The sequence below is a fragment of the Chthonomonas sp. genome (assembly GCF_035294165.1).
Classification (GTDB): Bacteria; Armatimonadota; Chthonomonadetes; order Chthonomonadales; family Chthonomonadaceae; genus Chthonomonas.
On record NZ_DATGLN010000032.1, the window covers coordinates 1 to 18,983 of the forward strand.

General features: G+C 54.8%; 18 protein-coding genes and 1 tRNA gene. 7 read left to right on the forward strand and 12 right to left on the reverse strand.

All coding sequences use genetic code 11. The features are described 5' to 3' along the window. Positions 1-940, forward strand: a 940-nt coding sequence (locus VKV29_RS01060; RefSeq protein WP_324199440.1) for a DUF4982 domain-containing protein, incomplete at its 5' end; no start/stop codon positions are given. Positions 941-1,010: 70 nt separating this feature from the next. On the opposite strand, the gene VKV29_RS01065 is transcribed toward VKV29_RS01060, so the two are convergent. From VKV29_RS01065 to VKV29_RS01105, 9 genes are all read right to left on the reverse strand, one after another. Next, entirely contained in the window at positions 1,011-1,472 is a 462-nt protein-coding gene (locus tag VKV29_RS01065) for a chemotaxis protein CheX (protein ID WP_016483865.1), read from the reverse strand. 43 nt (positions 1,473-1,515) lie between these two features. Next, positions 1,516-1,881, reverse strand: a complete 366-nt coding sequence (locus VKV29_RS01070) for a response regulator (protein WP_324199441.1) — start codon at positions 1,879-1,881, stop codon at positions 1,516-1,518. Between the two features lie 26 nt (positions 1,882-1,907). Next, entirely contained in the window at positions 1,908-2,798 is an 891-nt protein-coding gene (locus VKV29_RS01075) for a protein-glutamate O-methyltransferase CheR (protein WP_324199442.1), read from the reverse strand. A gap of 15 nt (positions 2,799-2,813) precedes the next feature. After that, on the reverse strand, positions 2,814-3,365 hold the full coding sequence (locus VKV29_RS01080; protein ID WP_324199443.1) for a chemotaxis protein CheD: 552 nt from the start codon (positions 3,363-3,365) through the stop codon (positions 2,814-2,816). Beyond that, a complete protein-coding gene (locus tag VKV29_RS01085) occupies positions 3,358-3,996 on the reverse strand; it encodes a chemotaxis protein CheC (RefSeq protein ID WP_324199444.1) in 639 nt (212 codons plus the stop codon). The genes VKV29_RS01080 and VKV29_RS01085 overlap by 8 nt, the downstream gene beginning before the upstream one ends. 235 nt (positions 3,997-4,231) lie before the next feature. After that, positions 4,232-5,158 (reverse strand): hypothetical protein, encoded by a 927-nt coding sequence (locus VKV29_RS01090; RefSeq protein WP_324199445.1) that lies wholly within the window; start codon positions 5,156-5,158, stop codon positions 4,232-4,234. 757 nt (positions 5,159-5,915) lie between these two features. Then, positions 5,916-6,125 (reverse strand): hypothetical protein, encoded by a 210-nt coding sequence (locus VKV29_RS01095; RefSeq protein ID WP_324199446.1) that lies wholly within the window; start codon positions 6,123-6,125, stop codon positions 5,916-5,918. Positions 6,126-6,203: 78 nt separating this feature from the next. Continuing rightward, entirely contained in the window at positions 6,204-6,992 is a 789-nt protein-coding gene (locus tag VKV29_RS01100) for a type II secretion system protein (protein ID WP_324199447.1), read from the reverse strand. A gap of 78 nt (positions 6,993-7,070) precedes the next feature. Beyond that, a complete protein-coding gene (locus VKV29_RS01105) occupies positions 7,071-8,060 on the reverse strand; it encodes a LacI family DNA-binding transcriptional regulator (protein ID WP_324199448.1) in 990 nt (329 codons plus the stop codon). Positions 8,061-8,286: 226 nt separating this feature from the next. Here VKV29_RS01105 and VKV29_RS01110 point away from each other — a divergent pair, with 226 nt between their 5' ends. Continuing rightward, positions 8,287-10,254, forward strand: a complete 1,968-nt coding sequence (locus VKV29_RS01110) for a polysaccharide lyase family protein (RefSeq protein WP_324199449.1) — start codon at positions 8,287-8,289, stop codon at positions 10,252-10,254. Between the two features lie 29 nt (positions 10,255-10,283). Here VKV29_RS01110 and VKV29_RS01115 read toward each other — a convergent pair whose 3' ends face one another. The 3 genes from VKV29_RS01115 to VKV29_RS01125 form a co-directional block, all read right to left on the reverse strand. Beyond that, on the reverse strand, positions 10,284-11,051 hold the full coding sequence (locus VKV29_RS01115) for an MSCRAMM family protein (protein WP_324199450.1): 768 nt from the start codon (positions 11,049-11,051) through the stop codon (positions 10,284-10,286). A gap of 13 nt (positions 11,052-11,064) precedes the next feature. After that, positions 11,065-12,855, reverse strand: a complete 1,791-nt coding sequence (locus VKV29_RS01120; RefSeq protein ID WP_324199451.1) for a helix-turn-helix transcriptional regulator — start codon at positions 12,853-12,855, stop codon at positions 11,065-11,067. A 240-nt stretch (positions 12,856-13,095) separates the two neighbouring features. Next, positions 13,096-13,755 (reverse strand): hypothetical protein, encoded by a 660-nt coding sequence (locus VKV29_RS01125; protein WP_324199452.1) that lies wholly within the window; start codon positions 13,753-13,755, stop codon positions 13,096-13,098. 161 nt (positions 13,756-13,916) lie between these two features. Between VKV29_RS01125 and VKV29_RS01130 the strand changes: the two genes are divergently transcribed. The 5 genes from VKV29_RS01130 to VKV29_RS01150 all read left to right on the forward strand — a co-directional run bounded on the left by VKV29_RS01130 (position 13,917) and on the right by VKV29_RS01150 (position 18,983). Then, complete coding sequence (locus VKV29_RS01130; protein WP_324199453.1) at positions 13,917-14,714, forward strand: phytanoyl-CoA dioxygenase family protein; 798 nt, start codon at positions 13,917-13,919, stop codon at positions 14,712-14,714. A gap of 122 nt (positions 14,715-14,836) precedes the next feature. Then, on the forward strand, positions 14,837-15,598 hold the full coding sequence (locus VKV29_RS01135) for an SDR family oxidoreductase (protein ID WP_324199454.1): 762 nt from the start codon (positions 14,837-14,839) through the stop codon (positions 15,596-15,598). Positions 15,599-15,715: 117 nt separating this feature from the next. Continuing rightward, positions 15,716-16,555: a hypothetical protein gene (locus VKV29_RS01140; RefSeq protein WP_324199455.1), complete on the forward strand. Its 840-nt coding sequence runs from the start codon at positions 15,716-15,718 to the stop codon at positions 16,553-16,555. 252 nt (positions 16,556-16,807) lie between these two features. Next, a complete protein-coding gene (locus VKV29_RS01145; protein WP_324199456.1) occupies positions 16,808-18,793 on the forward strand; it encodes an SPFH domain-containing protein in 1,986 nt (661 codons plus the stop codon). 99 nt (positions 18,794-18,892) lie between these two features. Next, positions 18,893-18,983: transfer RNA gene (locus VKV29_RS01150), tRNA-Ser, on the forward strand.

The window sequence follows — 18,983 nt, forward strand, 5'->3', positions numbered from 1 at the left end:
GCTGGATGTGCAGGGCATCAACTACTCGTATGGGGTGTACGACTCTTTTCACGAGTCGCATCCCGATTTCCCCATCATCGGCAGCGAGATCGGCAGCGATGTAAGCGATAGAGGCATCTACGCAAACGATCCCGAAAAGGGCTACGTGAGCGCCTATAACAACGTCGAGGGCACCTGGAAAAGCGTGGTCACCCATCCTTTTGTTGCCGGTGGGTTCGTGTGGACAGGGTTCGACTACAAAGGCGAACCCTCGCCGTACGCCTGGCCTTGTGTCAACTCCCATTTCGGCCTAATGGACCTATGTGGCTTTCCCAAAGACGACTACTACTACTATAAGGCATGGTGGGATCAGGAGCACCCGCTTGTTCACCTGTTTCCACACTGGAACTGGCAGGGTAAAGAGGGCCAGCCCATAGACGTGTGGTGCTACAGCAACTGCGATTCGGTGGAACTGTTCTTAAACGGGAAGAGCTTAGGCAGAAAAGAGATGCCCAAATACTGGCATGTGGAGTGGCATGTGCCGTATACACCGGGTGTTCTGGAGGCGAAAGGCTATAGGGATGGCCGGGTCGTTGCTACGGATCGCGTAGAGACCACCGGGCCACCTGCGGCCATTCGTCTTACCACCTCCACACCCACCATAAAAGCGGACGGTGAGGAGGTAGGTATGGTGGAGGTAGCGATTGTGGATGCTCAGGGGCGTGTGGTTCCTACCGCCGATAATCTGGTTCATTTTCGTGTGCGCGGCGCCGGCAGCATCGCCGGAGTGGGGAACGGCGACCCAAGCGACCACGAGCCGGACCAGGCCAACTACCGTCGTGCGTTCAACGGTCTCTGTCTATTGGTGGTGCGTGCCGGCGAACGTCCTGGAGCCATTGCGGTAGAGGCGACCTCTGAGGGGCTGCGTTCGGCGCATCTCCGCCTCGAGGCGGTGCGCTAAGCGGAAACGAGGAAAGGCTCGTCTTGGAGCCTTTCCTCGTCGGTAGGCACCCGCCAGGAAGGCGGCGAGGCTAGCTTTCTTGTAGGCTTACGGTGATCTCGATCTCGCCGAAATCGGTGCAGAGGGGCACCACAAGGGCGGGGATATCGAGGGTGGTCATCTTCACATTCGTGCCGCGCACGATGGTGGGGGGGGTGATGTTGCACGGAAAGCCGGCTTCGGCCAGGAGGGTAGCGGCATTGCCGGTAACCATGTTGCCTAGCTCGGCGATGGCGCTTGCCGCAAGTTGGTCGAACGTCCTTACCGGTTGGCCGAGCATATGCGATGCGATCTTGTCTGCCGTGATGAGGCTCATACCGTAGATCACCTGCCCCTCTACCTTGCCGGTAACGCCGGTGATGATGTTGCACTGTTGGCTTGTGAAGATGGAGGGGCGCATGGAGAGCGTGCCTTTCGCGGGTTTGCTGCCTAGCACCATCTCCAGCACTTGGAAGGCCGCCGATATAAATGGGTTGATATATTGAACTTTCATGGTCTGTTATGTCTCCGTTTGGTGTAGTTGACTTTTCGGGTTTTTAGGCACCGATGATCTTTTGTACGGCCTCAAGCACCTTATCGGGCTGGAACGGCTTGACAATAAAGTCTTTCGCACCGGCCGAAACCGCTTCAAGCACCATCTGCTTCTGGCCCATGGCCGTGCACATAATGATATTGGCCTGAGGGTCTATCTTCTTGAGTTCGCGAACGGCGGTTATACCATCCATCTCGGGCATGGTAATATCCATGGTCACGAGGTCGGGTTTGGTTTTCTGGTAAAGTTCCAGCGACTCCAGCCCATTCGAGGCCTCGCCAACGACCTGGTAGCCGTTTTTTTCCAAGATGTTTTTCAAGGTAACGCGCATGAAAAGCGCATCGTCAGCAATCAATATCTTCTTAGCCATCTGTATTCCTATCTCCTTAACTTGCTTTAGGTTCGTTTGAGGGGGGTGTTGGAGGTCTCCCCGCGTTTTCGATAAAAGAAAGGCAGTGGGGAATCGAAACCGATCTCGCGATAGCGAAAAATTCGTTCCGATCCTCCTACAAAAAGGTATCCACCGGGCTTGAGGGCGTTGTAGAAGCGTTGGTAAAGCGTCTCTTTGGCCTCTTCGGTGAAGTAGATCACCACGTTTCGACAGCAGATGAGGTCGAAATCTTTTTCAAATGGGTCGCAGAGAAGGTTATGAGCGCGAAATGTGACCCGCTTGCGAATTCGAGGGCATAGGGTGTAGCAGGCATCCGCATCGGCCGGAAGGCCGGCGTTGGGTGTGCCCTCGAAATAGCGCTGCAGAAGATGTGGTTCCACATGGCGCACATCGGCGCGTGTAAACAGGCCTTGCTGCGCCTTCTTTAAAATGGTGCGGTCTAGGTCGGTTGCAAGTATCGTGTGAGGCCTTTCTGGCGCGATTTGATCCAGCAGAATGGCCAACGAGTAGGGTTCGGCCCCGTAGGAGCAGCCGGCGCTCCACACGCGCAGAGGGCCACCCTTCGCTAGAAGTTCGGGCAAGATGTGGGTGCGTAGCTCTTGCCATTTCTCCGGGTTTCTAAAGAGCTCCGATACGTTGATGGTCAGTCGGTCAAGAAACAGAGCGTACTCTTGCGGGTCTTGTTCAAGCAGCGCATAGTATTCCATAAAGCTCTTCTTGCCGGCGCGCTCCACCAGGCCCCAAAGCCTACGGTGCATCTGTTGCTGCCGGTAGAGGTTCAGGTCAATACCGGTTTTCCGAAGGATGCGCGCTTTAAACTGGCGATAGTCCGCAGTTTCCAAGCAACGCGCATCCGTCTCTTCGTTTTCTTGTAGATAAGTCTTTGCAAGTGCCATTTCATGGCCTCCTTTTTACGCCGCCTTTGCCAACGATGACGGGTTTATAGATTTCCACGGTGATGCTGTCTCAGAAGCTCCGAGGGCGGCAAGCAACCGCTCCTCTTGCCCTGGGAGACGTACATAGACGCGCCCATCGCCATAGAACAGAAGCGTCCGACCCACATTTCCCCCTAAATCGGCTGCCACGATGGGCAGTCCAAATCGGGCTATCTGATGCTGCACGGCCTCTACATTGCGCGGCCCGATGTCGAGTTTGCTAATGGTGCCAAACCCTTTAAAAATCTGCCCACCGCCGGCCAATGCCACCCGCATTCGGGTGCGAAGGGCGCCTTCCTTCTGCAGCCGCTCAACGAGCTGAGGAACTGCGATGTCGGCGTAACGTGGGTCGTCCTCCTCCAGATTTGTGCGGTTCGGTAAAACCACATGGGCCATGCCGGCCAAAGACAAGACGGGGTCGTAGATGCAGACGCCGACACAGCTGCCTAAGCCCAAAGCGATCAAGATGGAGTTTTCTGAGCGGCATATTTTGACCTCGGCCATTCCTACCGTTATCTTCTCAGTCAATGGGTCGCTCTCCATAGAGGGCGTTCAAAAAGGTGGACAAGCTTTGCGATTCCGGAACATACAAAAAGAAGCCTTCAAGATCGCTCTCACCCTGTTCCAAATTGGTGACGATGGTAAGCGCATCCTTCTGCAGAGTTCCTGTCGCTGCCAGCATAGACGCAAGGCTGGCGAGGATGCTGGCGGTGGCATCACAGGCGAGTGCCGGTGGGGTGGTGAACAAGGTTAGGCCGGTAAGTTCGCCGATGGCAACAAGGAACGAGGAGACGATGATGTTGCCCAGTTCCATCAGGGCGGAGCACTCTAGCTCTCCTAACCCCTTTGTGGTGCCAGGCGGTAGCCCTAAGAGCCTATCGGCCATGCGCTGGGCCCCTTCTTGCGACATAAGAAAGGCGACGTGCCCGGGGGCATCGCCTTCTACGGCCAAATAGATGCCGATGGCCTTGGTCTCCGGCCCGCAGATGATCTCGATGAAATGGGAAAGCGGCACGATATCCACACGCGGCACATGCATGCCGATGCGCCAGTCGGTGAGCGCCGCAAGTGCCGTTGCAGCGTGACCCGTTCCGATATTGGCGATCTCGCGGATGGCATCAAGCTGTTCGGATGTTAGTTTTAGACAAGCAGGGTTCATTGTGCTCACTTCGGCGAAATTTTCGGCCCAAGCGGCCCTCTCATTGAGGGTCTTTATGGGGAAAACTCGGTTTTTCGACCAAAATCCGGTAGCTTTGCGAGGGATTAGGGGTTGGGATTGGGGATAAAGGGGAGACCCGCGAGGGAGAGAAGCGGGATGAAGGATAGTTTGAAGAGTTGGTTTAAAGTGATACGTTTTCATACAAGTTATCTCCTTTGGTTTTGATTTAAGGTTTTCAGTGATAGAGAAGCGGGAGGGCGTCGAATCCCTCTTTGAGAGAGAGTTGGATTTCATCGGGGTCATCGGGTTGGACGGCGACGTTATAGATGGCTACGGGGAAGCCTTTAGGAACCCAGAAGACACCGTTAAAATCATAGGCGAGCGAATCCTTATAGACGGCGATGGCCATAAGGGTTTCGAGTCCGTGTTTAAAGTAGCTTTTCACGGCTCCGTAGGGACCGGCGCAGGCTTGGGCGTCTGGGAAGAGATAGGTTTTAAAGAGGGAATAAGGGGCGCCTTGCACGCCGGTATAGGTATTAGGTTTATTTTCATCGGGACGGACACATTTCCAGAGGATGAGCGTATCCTCGGTGTAGTTAGGAAGCAGTTTTTCGTCTTGCCAGTCGAGGATGGCGAACTTTGTTCTCGTAGCGTTGACCTGTTGACGGACGCGGAAGACGAAGCCATTATCGGGTTGGTATCGAAGCAGGATTTCGTGGAAATCGGGGTCATTGAATCGAGAGAAGACGGGGTATCTCCCTAAGGGAATAGAGTGTCCCACGACTTCCTTCAGGTTAAGACTAAAATCAAGCGGACGGATTGTGTTATAGAAAGGCTCATGCGGGAAGTTGTGAAAGAAGTTTTGGAGGTAAGGTATCAAAGACAGTTCCCCTTGGAGTCGTGGTTTTGCTGGTGGACAGGGGAGCTGCTCTTCGGGACGCGAATCGGGATGCGTCGCTTCGATGAAAAGTTCCAGTTGGACGTGAAGGGGGAACGGTTTAGAGACAGGCACGATGTTCCCTTTACGGATGCGAGCGACGGTTCCATTTTCCCACACGAGCAGTTTCTGGGATTGAAGAAAAGCTACGAGCGGGTTCTCTACGGAAGGAAGAGACATATCTCCCTTCCCTTTTGGGAAATGAACAGCAATTGCATTCGTCATAGGTGTAATTTCCTCCTTAAGTGATAGATAAAGCGCACATATTCGGGGAAATCCGTCCGATCAATCGTATAGAGGAAACGAGTACCATACTCGGTATAGGCGTTATAACCGAGTATGCCGTATGGTAAGAGAATACGATTTTTGGCGCGGATTTCCTGTTCAAGGAACTGTTGAAGCAGTTGGTCATCATCGGTGGGGTGGATATGAATAAGGTTCGATGACTTCGGTATTCAAGTCCGCGTAGAAGACGAAGAGAGCGGGGGATTTCGGCAGTACTCCTCCTTACCGCCCCACCGCTCCCTGCGTTTCCCAACTCGCCCATCTCTTCTTGTCTGCTTCGCCGTTCTCTTGTTTCTTCTTTCGTTTCCTTTGCTGTCTCCCATCTATCACCCGATCCACAAAATAGTTCAAAAACGTGCTAAATAGCGTGATCAAACGAGGAGGTGGGAGAAGCGACAACCTGCACTTCCACCTAACAGCTTTTTCCCACAACCGCATGAAAATTAGCTACATACATCCCCTTTCCCCCATTATCCCTCTCTGTCTACGCTCCCGTTTTGCCCCGTTAAGCGATCTAGTCCGAACTAGTCTCCAACCTCATCGTTAATTTGCGATAAGCAAGGAGAGACAATAGGGGCAGGCGCAAGGGATTAGGGGGGAGTGAAGTATAGGTGACGTAGGTATTAATGAGTAATTCAACCGAGAGAGCAGAAGGTGCCCTCTCGGTTTCTGATGTTATGTACTTGTGGTAATGTGCTTATCGTGTGGGAGGTTTTGAATTTTGACCCTCATTTAATTGAAATCCGGGTGGGGTGGGTGGTGGCCCCATATGCACGTTGGGTGGTGGGGTACCGCTGATGATTTTGGGTCCACTAAATAAGTGCACTGCGAAGTAAGTACCTACGATGATAACCACAACCACGATTGCAACCGCAACCCAGAGTGGGGATATCTCTTTTTTCATCATGGCTCTATCACCTTTCTCTTTTCTAGCGAATTGTAGGGGGATGGTGTATTTCATCCCCCTACAACGTCTAAGTAGGTTCTAATGGGGGCGGAATGGATCAACGGAGGCGTCGTCTTGTACCGTCCATTCACTAGGATAAGTTGACCCCCACTGTCGGGTGCTAACGTGCCCATCGGTGAAGAGCACGTTTTCGCGAGAGTTAAAGAAACCCTGAATATTGGGGTCTCTGGAACTCCAGTCGGTACCGGTGCATGTCCATGTATTTAGCTTGCGGTAGAGAGGATAGTCTAAATGTCCATCCTGCCATGAATCGGGGCAATGTCCGTTGATGACATAGATAGTGTCTGATGGTACAGCCAGCAGGGCATCGCTCGGATTCATCCACCATACGATGCCATAGTGCGCATTAGGGTTGTTATCTAGCCACGGAGTGAAGTACCAGTTGGATACCCCATTAAGCATATAGCTGAAATAGAGGGTGTTTCCATCTGGGCTAAGGTTAATGTTAAGTTGTTTGCAAACCCATGGAGCGTTGGCATTGTAGGCGACTTGAAATTGGGGTGAAAGGAATATTTGGGTGTTTTTAGCATAGGGTTGAAGCAGTGCCGGCCAGTAGACCCATGGGCCTGGGCTACATCGTGGATCATTGTAGGGCAGGCCGATCCCCAAAAGGTGCTCGTCGTAATCTTGGGAATACATAAGGAGGGCGAGGCCGATCTGCTTCAGATTACTCATATCACTTGCCTGACGCGCTTTGGTACGCGCCTGAGCAAAGACAGGAAACAGGATAGCTGCAAGTATCGCTATAATAGCGATAACTACAAGCAGCTCGATTAGTGTAAAACCACGCGATTGACGTGAACTCATATCATTACCTCCTTAAGAATTGAATTTTTAAAGAAGTTAGAAGTTGAGAAAGCTAGGGAGACAAAGTGAAAATGTGCATCACCTCCTCACCGATGATTCTCTCACAACAAGTTGAGGGCGTAGAACAAGCTGTTGAGGGGGCGAATCTGGATTTTGTATTCTGTTTCGGAGAAACTGCCAGCCGATGAGGCACATCTCTTCGATGGGCTGAACAATGGTGGATAATGGACGTTCGAGATACTCTGTGTCCTCGATACCATCGCAGCCTACGAGGGCTACATCATCAGGGACGTTTAGTTTGAGATCGAGTAGTGCTCGATATGCCCCTATTGCCATCTCATCATTAATACAGAAGAGGCCTGTAGGCGCACCCCATGTTTCAATGTAGTGTTTAAGGGTTTCACGAGCACTACTCCGTGTTTGTAGCGGAGCAACGATCTGCTCTGCTTGAAGGCCACTTTCTCGACAGAAAGTGAGATAAGCCTCTAGCCGCGCATCTCCCGGGCGATTGCTGGCTTGGTCGAGCAGATAAGCGATACGGCGACACCCTGCTTCGTAGAGATGGTTCAGGGCTAAAGAGGCTCCATAAAAGAGATCGATTCCAACGTGGTCTGTCTTCTCACAATAGTAGGCTCCCAAACTAACAACGGGAGGGTAGGGGGTCGTTTCATGTGTTCTCCACAGAAGAGGATAGGCAGTTTCAAATGCGATCACCCCATCGGTAGGAAACTCTAAACGGGGAGGACTGAGTTCGCTATCCGTATCCTCCGGAACACTACGAATGAGCAGTTCATAGTTGTCGGCCTTAAGCTGGGTAAAGAGCGCCTGAACCACTCTTACTTGGAACGGTGTATGTAGATACCTACTCCAAAAAGCAATAAGGTTTGTGCGCCCTGTTACCAACGCCCGAGCAGCCAAATTCGGTTGATAGCCTGCTGTTTTTATGGCTTTTAGTACGCGTTGTCGGGTGCGTTCGGATATGAAATCCGTCCGGTTATTCAGCACACGTGAGACGGTTGTATGCGATAGGTTCAGCTCTTTTGCAATGTCACGAATCGTTTTTCGCATTTCTAAGCTTCCTTTTCCAAAACACACACGGTAAACCGCACACGATAACATTATAACAAATCTGCTGTCACTTGTCAAATCTTTGGCTTGTTCTGTTTCGTCATTGGCTGTTTTAGGAAAGGAGTGAGTGTGTTTGAAAGAGAACAGCAATTAAACTAGAACTCCTAGACGAGAAGCTCGTCTTTAGAGAAGGGAAAAGATACTTTTCAGGAAGGATAATGTCGGTATGTTTTTTCTATGTTCTCTGCGAAGACTTCGGCGAACCGCGCAAGCGGGGACGATGGTGGCCCTGATGGGGTGGCCGATACATCCCGCATTAGCTCGGCAAGCCCCACCGGTTACCCTTGCCGAAACGCCTCGCTCGTTCGTACTCTCTAACGGCATTCTTACGGTGCAGATCGACAAATACAGCGGCAACATCGCCTCTTGGAAGTATAAAGGCCTGGAGCTGATGAGCCGTGGACAAGGCTATTGGTCGCAGGTGGGAAGCACCCGCCATTTTGGGGCGAAACGCATGGCCTTGGTACGTGTAAGCCCTGCTGCCTCACGCGGTGCCGAGGTGGAGGTGGCCGTACGCGCCCTCTACGACCCACAAAACCCATCCGATCAGTTGCCGGCTGACGTGGAGTGGCGCTATACCCTATTTCGAGGGGACTCCTGGCTGTACGCAAGTGCTCTGTGGCATCATCCGGCAAGCTACCCATTCTTTTCGGTTGGCGAGGCGAGAATGTGTCTTAAGCTAAACCCGGCCGTTTTCGACTTTTTGGTGGTAGATGCCCGGCGCCAGCAGCAGATGGCTACCGGTTACGATTGGGATCACGGCATTCAATTGAACCTGAAGGAGGCGCGGCGCCTAACAACCGGTGTGCGAGCAGGCGAGGTGGAACATAAGTACGATTATGCCGCCGTGCTCTACCAAACGCCGGCTTATGGATGGGCAAGCACGCACGATAGTGTGGGCTTTTGGATGATCAACCCGAGCTTCGAATATCTTAGTGGGGGGCCAACACGGCCGGAGCTGACCGGCCATGTAGACACGGTGCTGTTGAACATGTGGCTTAGCAGCCACTACGGTGGAAGTTGGCTCGCCATAGACAAAGGAGAGGCTTGGACGAAGTTTGTGGGGCCGTTTGTGTTGTATGTAAATAGCGGTTCGACCCCACAAGCTATGTGGCGCGATGCCCTGCATCGTGCAGCATTAGAAAAGGCGAAATGGCCCTACCGTTGGGTGGACGATCCAAACTATCCTTCGGCCTCACAGCGCGGCGCTGCTGACGGCCAGATCGTGGTGCGCGATCCCTACCACCCCCATCTACAAGTTCAGAACATGTGGGTTGGGCTAACCGCGCCGGACTATCCGGCGCATCAGCCGTCCGGTTTTCCTCCGATGGTAGATTGGCAACGGGATGCGGCCCACTATCAGTTTTGGGTTCAGGCAAGCCCCAACGGCTCCTTCCATATACCAAACGTTAGGCCAGGCCGCTATACCCTCCACGCATTCGCAACCGGCGTGCTCGGAGAGTTTGAGAAAACGGACATCTCTATCGGGGCAGGAGAGACGCTCCATTTGGGGAGATGGGTATGGGTGCCGAAGTACTACGGGCAACCGCTCTGGGAGATAGGAGTGCCAGACCGAACGGCGCAAGAGTTTCACCACGGCGACCACTACTGGCAGTGGGGGTTGTACTATCTCTACCCTAAAGAGTTTCCTCATGGAGTTCAGTACGTTATAGGGAAAAGCGATTGGCATCGCGATTGGAACTACTGCCAGCCTCCCATCATCTACGGCGACCCGGAGTGGGGCACTGTTTGGCATGTAGGCAACAGCGTATGGTCAATCATTTTTACGCTGCCGAAGGCGCTCGAAGGAAAAGCCTACCTCCGGCTGGCTTTTTGCGGCAGTCGCCAGGGAACGCATATCACCGTGCTTGTCAACGGCAAAGTCGTGGGTGATACCGGGCCGCTTCCTAATTCGGGGGTGATGCATCGGGATGGAATTCAGGGCTACTGGTGCGAGCGCGATGTTGCATTCGACGCCTCTCTCTTGCATGCCGGTCAGAACGTGATCCAGCTGAAGCTGGAAGCCCGCGATTGGCCCCAAGGCGTGCTTTACGACTATCTGCGGCTGGAGGTGGCAACGAACCGAGTCGCTTCGGCAAAAGCGCGCCCGCTCTCCGCGTCTCACATCAGGTGAAGAACGACAAAGAGGATGTCGGCCCTTTTCTAGGGGCCTGAGGAGGTTGCCGGGATCGGGTTGGGATCGGGAGTGGGCTTGCCTCCGTTGGAGAGCGGCAAAGTGGTTGTGGGCGGGTTCGGTATGTTATCGGAGGGCACCGTGGCCGTGATGGATTGTGGCGTGATGTTGGCGGCAGCGCCGGCCACGGTGAAGGTTCCGTTTGTGTTAACTGCAGCGACCCCTCCATCTACAATAAGCGTAGGAAAGATGGCGAGGAGGTTGCCTTGGGCATCGTAGACCTGGGCTTTGTAGAGGGGGGCATTCCCGGATGGATTCGACACCTGGGTTATCGTGATTTTGGCCACATTGGCCGCATTAAAGTTGGCCGGTAGCAGGGCGATGACAACTTGGGTGGGGCGATTGTTGGCCAGTAAGAAGGAGACGTGCTGGCTTTGTAGCGACATATCGTTGGGCTGTACCTGGATAGTTACCGGGCTTTCCACGCTGCCGGTAGGAATGCCGTTGATAGAGAACTGCCCACTCGAATCGGTATAGACCCGATAAGAGAGAAACTGCCCGTTGGGTGTTGATGTGGTAATGGTGACCGTGGCGCCGGGAACAGGGGCTGTGGGATTGGCCGCCTGGATCACCTGGCCAAGTACGGCGCTGCGCCCCGGTGGAATGCCGCCGCCGGTAAACGAGCTGATGCCTCCGCCGCAGCCGTCGAGCAAAAAGGCGATCCCACTCCAAATGAGCGCCAATAGCAGCTTGCTGTGTTTCCGCATCCTGTTTTGTTGGATACCGGCGGTGGGCATCGTCCAAATCCTTCTAGTGCTCTAAACGATCCAACAGCGGAGGCCAACTCGTCTGTTCCAAGAAGGCTTCTCGTTCCTGACGGCGATTTTGACTGAGTAGCAGGTTGGCATAGCCGGCATACACGGCCAGGCAGTCCTCATTTTCGAGAAGGGTATCGGGTAGTTGAGCCTCTTGAAGGGCGCTACGCAACTGGTTGAGCAGGCGGATGGCTTGATTCCAGTGCTCTTCGACCTCCTGCAGGTTGGGTGCCGCACGATCGAGGCCAAGGAGAGCGAGGAGATGGTGTGCCCGCCACATCGCCTCTAGGAAGCCGGTCTCTTGGGCTAGGGCAAGGGAGCGTTCAACATGTTCTTGCGCCTGGCGCAGTGTCTGCGGGTCTTTGCTTTGCAGGCGCAGGGCCTCTGCCAAGCGGACAAGTGCCAAAGCTTCGAGATGGCGTGCGCCGAGTTTGGCGGCGTCGTTCAAAGCTTGCTGGGCAGCCTCTCTGGCAGCACCCGCTTGTCCTTCGGCGAGGTAAATGCGTGTGGAGCGAAGTTGACACTCGATGCTCGAACCGGCATAGCGCACCGAGGCGGCAACGGCGTGGGCTTGTGCGACGTGATAGCGCGCCTCCGGAAGTCGCCCTGAAAGCCCTGTGTAGGCGTCGGTGAGGGCCAGCTGGGCATAGAGTTCCGCTTGTCGGTCGCCTCGCGAAAGCGCCTGGGCCAAGGCGTCTTTGCCGTGTTGAATGGCCGTATTAAAGTCGCCAGCCGCTGCAAAGAAGATGCCGAGCCAGGCACGACAAAGGGTCTCTCTCCGCTGGTCGCCTAAAAAGCGGGCGAGTTGCAGGGTGGCCGTCCAACCGGTATAGGCTTCCTTCCATCGGCCGGTGGCAAAATCTATCCAAGCGAGGTCGAAACGCGCTTCTAGGTGTTGGTCGGCATTTCCAAGACGTTCTGCTTCATAGAGGCAGGTCTCGGCTAGGGCGCGGGCGTTGGCGAAGTCGCCACAGGCCATGTAGACGTTGCGTTGGTTGGTATTTACGTAAAGGCGGCCTATGCGTGCCTCAAGGCCGTTGCCCTGGTCCAGGTTGTCGAGAACGCTGTTTGCCTCCTCAAAAAGGCGCATGGCCTCTGCAAACTCTCCGAACTGTTCATGAAGGCTGCCCAAGGCCAACAGGCCGCGCCAGCGTGCGGAGGGGAGGGCGCTTTTGGCCACAATAGAAAACTGCGCGCGTGCCTCTTCGATGCGTCCCAAACCCCAAAGCGCCTTGCCTAGGCTCTGACGGGCGGCCAGCTCGGTTTGGGTGTCGCCGAGTTCGGAGGCCAGGGCGATGGCGCGGGTGAGGGCATCGGCGGCACGAAGGTTTTCGCCGCAGGCAAGGAGGGCGTTGCCAAGTTGCTCTTGGGCGCGCACTTGGGCTGCTCTATCGCCAAGCTGATCGGTGAGGGAGACGATGCGTTCGCAAGTAAGCACAAGGGCACGTTGGTCAGGAGGGCCTGCCTGTGCGGCGGCCAGCTCTTGCAAGGCTCGAAGGCTTTCAGCAAGTCGTGTGGCGATAGGCTCTTGGGCCGGTTCGGGCTTCTCTTCCAGAGCCTCCAGCGAATCGGCGTAGAAGTAGGTGAGGGGCACGTTGCAGATGGCCGCGATCTGTTGAAGTCGATCGGGTTGCGCTAAGGTGCTGCCAGACACATATTGGTAGATGAGCGCGCGCGAACAACCTAGGCGGTTGGCCAACTCCTCTACCGTTAGCCCCGCGCGTTCCACGGCCTGCTGTAGGCGTTTGCCCTGTTCGCGTCTGCCCTCGCGTGTTCTTAAGTCCATGCTAAGCCTTCAGTTCAAAGGGCCAGCGGGGGAGCGGGGGGCCGGATGGCCATCAAAAATTTACAACGTTCATGCTAAACTTAGGGAGAGATCACCAACAGCTTTATCATAACACAAACCGACTGTCGCTGTCAACAAAGCGCAAAATAAAAAGGCCGCCTCCGAAAAACGTTCCAGGGCAACGGAGGCGGCTTGCCAGACGGCTAACACTTCAGAAAGGAGATCACGCACTTTCTTTGACTACGTTTCCGTTGTTTGTGTTCCAAACCCGTTTTGCATGGCCTGCTCTAGGGAGGTGCGAAGGCGATTTTGGGTAAAAGTGAGTGTGAGATCGGCGCGACTTCTTTCAAGCACGGCGCGAAGGTTATCTACGGTGCGGCGTAACCCCTCCGTGAGTGCATCGGGAAAGTCGAAGGTGATCAGCAGATCGTAGATGGCCTCCATCGAGTCGAGCACTCGGCTTGCAACATCGAGCTGGTCTCTGCGAAGGCTATCGAGAAGATAGCGACGGCTCTCGCTGGCGGCTTCCGCGAGGCCGTGAAGGTAAGCCGCCGATTCTACGCCAAGCGCTTCTGGGGTGGGAAGCGGGGTTTCCATCACGATGGCGAGCATAGCTTCAGCCTCAACATACTCCTTCTGCGCATCGTGGATGTAGCCCGAATAGAAGAGATCGGGGTAGGGCTTGAGTAGGGTATGCGCGGCAAAGAGCTTTTCACGCGCCTCCTGAATAAACTGTTTTGTGGCATCGAACTCCTTTCGATGGACAGCACGAGTGGCACGCGACGTGTACTGGATGATCTCTCGACATAGGCGCAACGTCTCCTCTCGGGCCTGGTTTTTTGCCTCGAAATCGGCGCGTAGCCGTTGACCAACGGTTTCTAGCAAGGCCGAATAATCCATTGCCTCTTTTCTCCTGGCGCTTTCCTCAAGAGTATTTTACCAGCCCTCCATTGCGAGAGTGGGGTGCTGATAGCCTCCATAGGTGCTTTCAGGGTAAAACAGAAGCAGGATATAGCGAGCCGAACGCGAAATCTACAAAAAACATGGGGAGGTGCTGTCCGATGAGCTACTTCCGTGTTGACGATGACCATGTGGCGCGATTCGAGAGAGATGGCTACTTGATCGTTCACCAGCTCCTCGATCACGAGGAGACGGAACTGCTGCGTAAAATCGCCAAAGCCGACCGAGAAATTTTGGAAAAGCGCAGTGGGAGGCAAGATGCAGAAGGAAATAAAGCCTTAATTCTTTTGAATACCGATTTGCGTGAGGACATCTACGGTGCTATTGCGCGTTCGCGGCGTATTGTGGACACCATGGAGCGGCTTTTAGGCGGTGAGGTGTACCACTGGCATCATAAGATGACCATGAAAGAGCCATTTGAAGGAGGAGCCTGGGAGTGGCATCAGGACTATGGATATTGGTACAACGACAACTGCCTTTTCCCCTACATGGCCAGCGTGCAGATCGCCGTAGACCCCTGTACTAAAGAGAACGGTTGTCTGCAGGTTATTCGAGGCTCCCACCATTTGGGGCGTCTCGATCACGGTCGGGTTGGCGACCAGACAGGGGCAGATAGAGAGCGAGTTGAGGCGGCCTTACAGCGCCTTGAGCTTGTCTATTGCGAGCTGGCCCCTGGGGATGGGGTGTTCTTCCATTGTAACCTGCTTCATCGCTCCGATGCTAATAGAAGCCCACACCCTCGGTGGACTTTTCTCTGCTGTTACAACGCGGCCCGCAACGACCCCTTCAAACCGGGGTGGTATCCCAACTACTCCTACCTCGAAAAATGGGACGATGCGCGCATTAAAGAGGTGGGGCGTCGTCAGTGGGAGGCCATGATGTCGTCGGCAACAGCTTAGAGTTTTTGTGTTCCCTAAAACACGCTTTCCCTTCAGATGGAGGGAAGGAAGAACGGGGAGGCGTTTTTTAGAACGGGAATGGAGGCGAACGATTGAGGATCAGAAGGGAGAGACCACCATCTTTGTTTCGACTCGATGAGAAGGTAGCTGTGGTCACAGGGGCCGGATCGGGCATTGGCGAGCAGATCGCCCTCCTCTTTGCGCAGCAGGGAGCACGAGTGGTGGTGGCCGATCGGGATGAGACGAACGGCCGGGGGGTGGCAGAACGCATAGGGACACAGGCGCTTTTCCTGCCGATGGACGTAACGAGTTCACAGAGCGTGCGAGCAGGCCTGGACCAGACATTCGAGCGCTTCGGACAACTCGACATTCTGGTGAACAACGCGGGTATCGGGTTTGTGGGCAGCGTGGAGGAGACACCGGAGGAGGAGTTTTCGCGCCTGATGGATGTGAATGTGTTGGGTGTCTTTCACGGTTGCAAGCATGTGGCTCCTTTAATGCTGCGCCAAGGTAAAGGGAACATCATTAACATCGCCTCGGTGGCCGGTCTGGTAGGCATACCACGGCGCTTTGCCTATTGTGCCACCAAAGGCGCCGTGATCGCCATGACGCGCCAAATGGCCGTGGACTATGCCAAGAAGGGCCTTCGTGTGAATGCAATTGCCCCCGGCACCGTTGAAACCCCTTTTGTAGAGAGCTATCTACAGCGTTTTCATGCCGGGGAGATCGAACAGACACGTGCCCAACTTCATGCGCGTCAACCTATTGGGCGCATGGGACGCCCGGAGGAGATCGCCATGATGGCGCTCTACCTTGCTTCCGACGAATCGGAGTTCGTGACCGGTTCCGTTTTTGTTATTGATGGGGGCTGGACAGCAGCATAGCGGCTCTAAAAATGAAGCCGCTTCGTTATCTCCTTCGTCAACAAAAATATAGAAGGAAATGGGTAAGACTCTCAAGAATTAGCCATCTAAGAGAAACGCTCTTTAGAGGCAAAGAATATGGGACTCGCATCCTTATTGCAGTGGCAAACGCTCATCTTTCTACTGCCCTTCTCGATTTCCGCTTTGCTGCTCTTGCTGGCTTCTCTGCGATTAGGGCATCATGGAGGGCATCATACCGGTGGTCATGCAATGTCTGGGCATGCTCACGATGTTGGCACTGCCGTGGGGCATCATGCGGCAGGGCCTGATGTCGGTAGCCATGCAATAGGTCATCAAGGGACGGCTACCCCCATGGCTCCAACCAGCCTAGGGCACCCACATCACGGAGCCTTAATGGGGATGAAGCATCTGCATTGGCCTCATCCACAAGCGCATCACTCTTCGCATCATGGCCAAGGGCGATCTCAAGAAACGGCCGTGCTTGTCTCTCCCCTGCTTTTGCGTGTAACGGGGTTAGGCAGCGCCTCACCGCTTCTCCTCTTCGAGCTTTTTTGTCTCATGTGGGGGCTTTTTGGGCTTTGGGCACGTCACTATCTTGTACCGATAGAAAATCCCTCTCTTTCTCAAATGGTGTTGCCGCTGCTTGTTGCGCTTATAGGGGGGCTGCTTGGGATGCGGATCGGTGTGGCCTTGCTGGTGCGCCTTATTCCTAAAGAGGAGTCGCTGGACGTATCGCGCAACCATCTTTTGGGTTTAACGGGAACCATTGCCTTCACTGCAACAGAGACGCAAGGTAGAATTCAGGTTTACGATGCCTACGGCACCCTGCATGACGAACGGTGTCGTGTTGCACGCGCCGGAGAGGTTATCCCAAAAGGAAGAACGGCTTTAATCAGCGACATTGCCCCAGACGGCTGTCTTTTGGTAGAGGAGGCCCCCGCCCCGCTAAAAGAGTAGGCATGCCGCGGTTCCAAGAATTGGCAACTGTTGACATATATACGCGCTAATGGACTATCCTATGGCTGAATATTTAAACGAAGTAGGGTAGGCCTCGGGCCTATCCATGACGAAGACATCGAAGTGGCGCCTGTAGAGAGGCAGGCTTTGGCGTGGGGCTTGAGCCGCACGTGAAACCGGTCTCGGTGAACAAGAATCAAGCCTGTCCTCTTTGGGCATGGTTTGAACAACGGCATAGAAAGGATAACGCACATGATAGGCTTTCTTGTCATCTTGCTCGGCCTACTTACCGGATTGGTGGGGGCTATAGGGTCTGCTTTTGGTCTGCCCATTCACGGGGCTACGGGCATCCTTTTGATTTTTGGCGGTGTCGTTCTCGTGATCGTGGGGCTGGTGATGGTCTCCATGTCGTTTTATCGCCGGACAACTGCCGATATCGCCTTTGTTCGCACCGGCATGGGGGGAAGTCGGGTGGTTTTAGATGGCGGCATTCTCGTGATCCCCTTCCTGCATAATCTGTTGGAGATCAACCTACAGACCATGAAGCTTGGGGTCAATCCAAAAGGCCCAAATGCCCTTATAACCCGCGACAACCTGCGTGCTAACGTAATGGCGCAGTTCTACATTCGGGTTCAGGCCGATACGGAGCACATTCTCAATGCGGCGCGCTCTCTCGGGCAGCACAGTGTAGATGCGGAAGCGGTGGAGGCGTTGGTGAGCGAAAAGCTGATCTCCGCTCTTCGTGCGATCGCCTCGCAGATGGATCTGTTTGAAATCCATACCAAGCGCGATGAGTTCGCCGAGCGTGTTAAGGAGCATGTTCGCCTCGATCTGGAATCGAACGGGTTGCTGCTGGAATCGGTGACGATCTCGGAGTTAGACCAAACCGACCCAACAGAGCTAAGCGATAACAACGTTTTCGATGCGCAGGGCAAGCGCAAAATTACCGAAATCACGGCGGCCGCCGCCGTTGAGCGGAATAACCTTGAACGCGAGGCCGAGCGTGCGCGCAAATTAAAAGACGTGGAGACGCGCCAGCAGATTCTGGAGCTGGAGAAGCAACAGGCGGAGGCCGAGGCGCTTCAGGCCACCGAAATAGCCAAAATCAAGGCGGAGAAAGACCGTGAGGCCCAAGAGGCGTTGATCGCCCAACAGAGGGCCTTAGAGCTAGCCCGTATTGAAAAAGATCGGTTGGTGCAAGAGCAGGAGATCGCGCGCCAAAAGGCGGTGGAGGTGGCGCGCACCGAGCAGGAGTTAACCGTGCAGACCGCCCAGATCGCGCGTGATCAGCAGGTGCAGGCGGCGACCGTGGCGCGGGAAAAGAGCATTGCCTTGGCCGAGCGGGAAAAGGAGATCGCGCTGGCACAGAAAGAAGCCGAGCGGGCGCGCGCCGAAGAGGAGGCCCTGCGTGCGGCTGCCGAGAAGGAGAAAGCCAACCAACAGGTGGCCACCGTGGTGCAATTGGCGGAGGCCGAACGGGAGGCCAACAAAAAGCTTATCGCAGCGCGTCAGGAGATCGAGCAGGGTCGCCTGAAGGCGCAAACCAGCGCCGACGTAGAGGCCTATATGCGCGTGAAGCAGGCCGAGGGAGACCTGGAGGCGGCGCAGAAACAGGCGGAGGCCAAACAGAGGCTCGCCGAGGCCGAGGCACAGGCCAGAGAGCTTGCCGCGCGTGGCGAGCGCGCGTTGCAGATGGTGTCGGTAGATGTAGCCCGTGAGCAGGTGAACGTGGAACAGGCCAAGGTAGAGGTGGAGAGGCAGCAGCTTCAAAACCGCCAGGAGTTTGCCGAAGCCGGTATTCGGCTTGAGGTGCAGAAGCTTACCATTCAGGCGGAGCGTGACGTGCAGATCGAGTTCGCTAAGGCATTGGCCAACTTCTTAGCCAACGGGCATATGACCCTCTACGGAACGCCGGAGACGGCCACCGTGATGCTCGATAACATGGCGAAAGGTTTCGGGCTGCGTACCATGATAGAGAGTTTCCTCAACGGCAGCGGAAAGGACGGCAGCGATGGGCTTTCGCATCTCACCGCACAGCTGGGGCAGCTTCTGAAACCCGCATTGACAAAGCTCGGAGCCGATGGCACCCAATCACCGGACATAACGGCATTGGCGGAGTCGTTGGCGTCCAACCCCGATTTTCTCAAAGCGCTTCAAGCGGCCATAGCCGCCCAAAACGTGGGGCAGGGGAAGAACGCGGATGCAAAACAAGCGGAAAAGACGGCACATTCAAAATAGCCACAAACGCCTCCTATCTAACGCTCAATACGTTGAAGGCGCCTCCAAGACGGAGTTTGCAATTTTCTGTGGATTGTGATACAATATAAAAGCACGTACGGAGAGATGGCTGAGTGGTCGAAAGCGGCTGACTGCTAATCAGTTGTAGGGGCGTATTGCCCCTACCCCGGGTTCGAATCCCGGTCTCTCC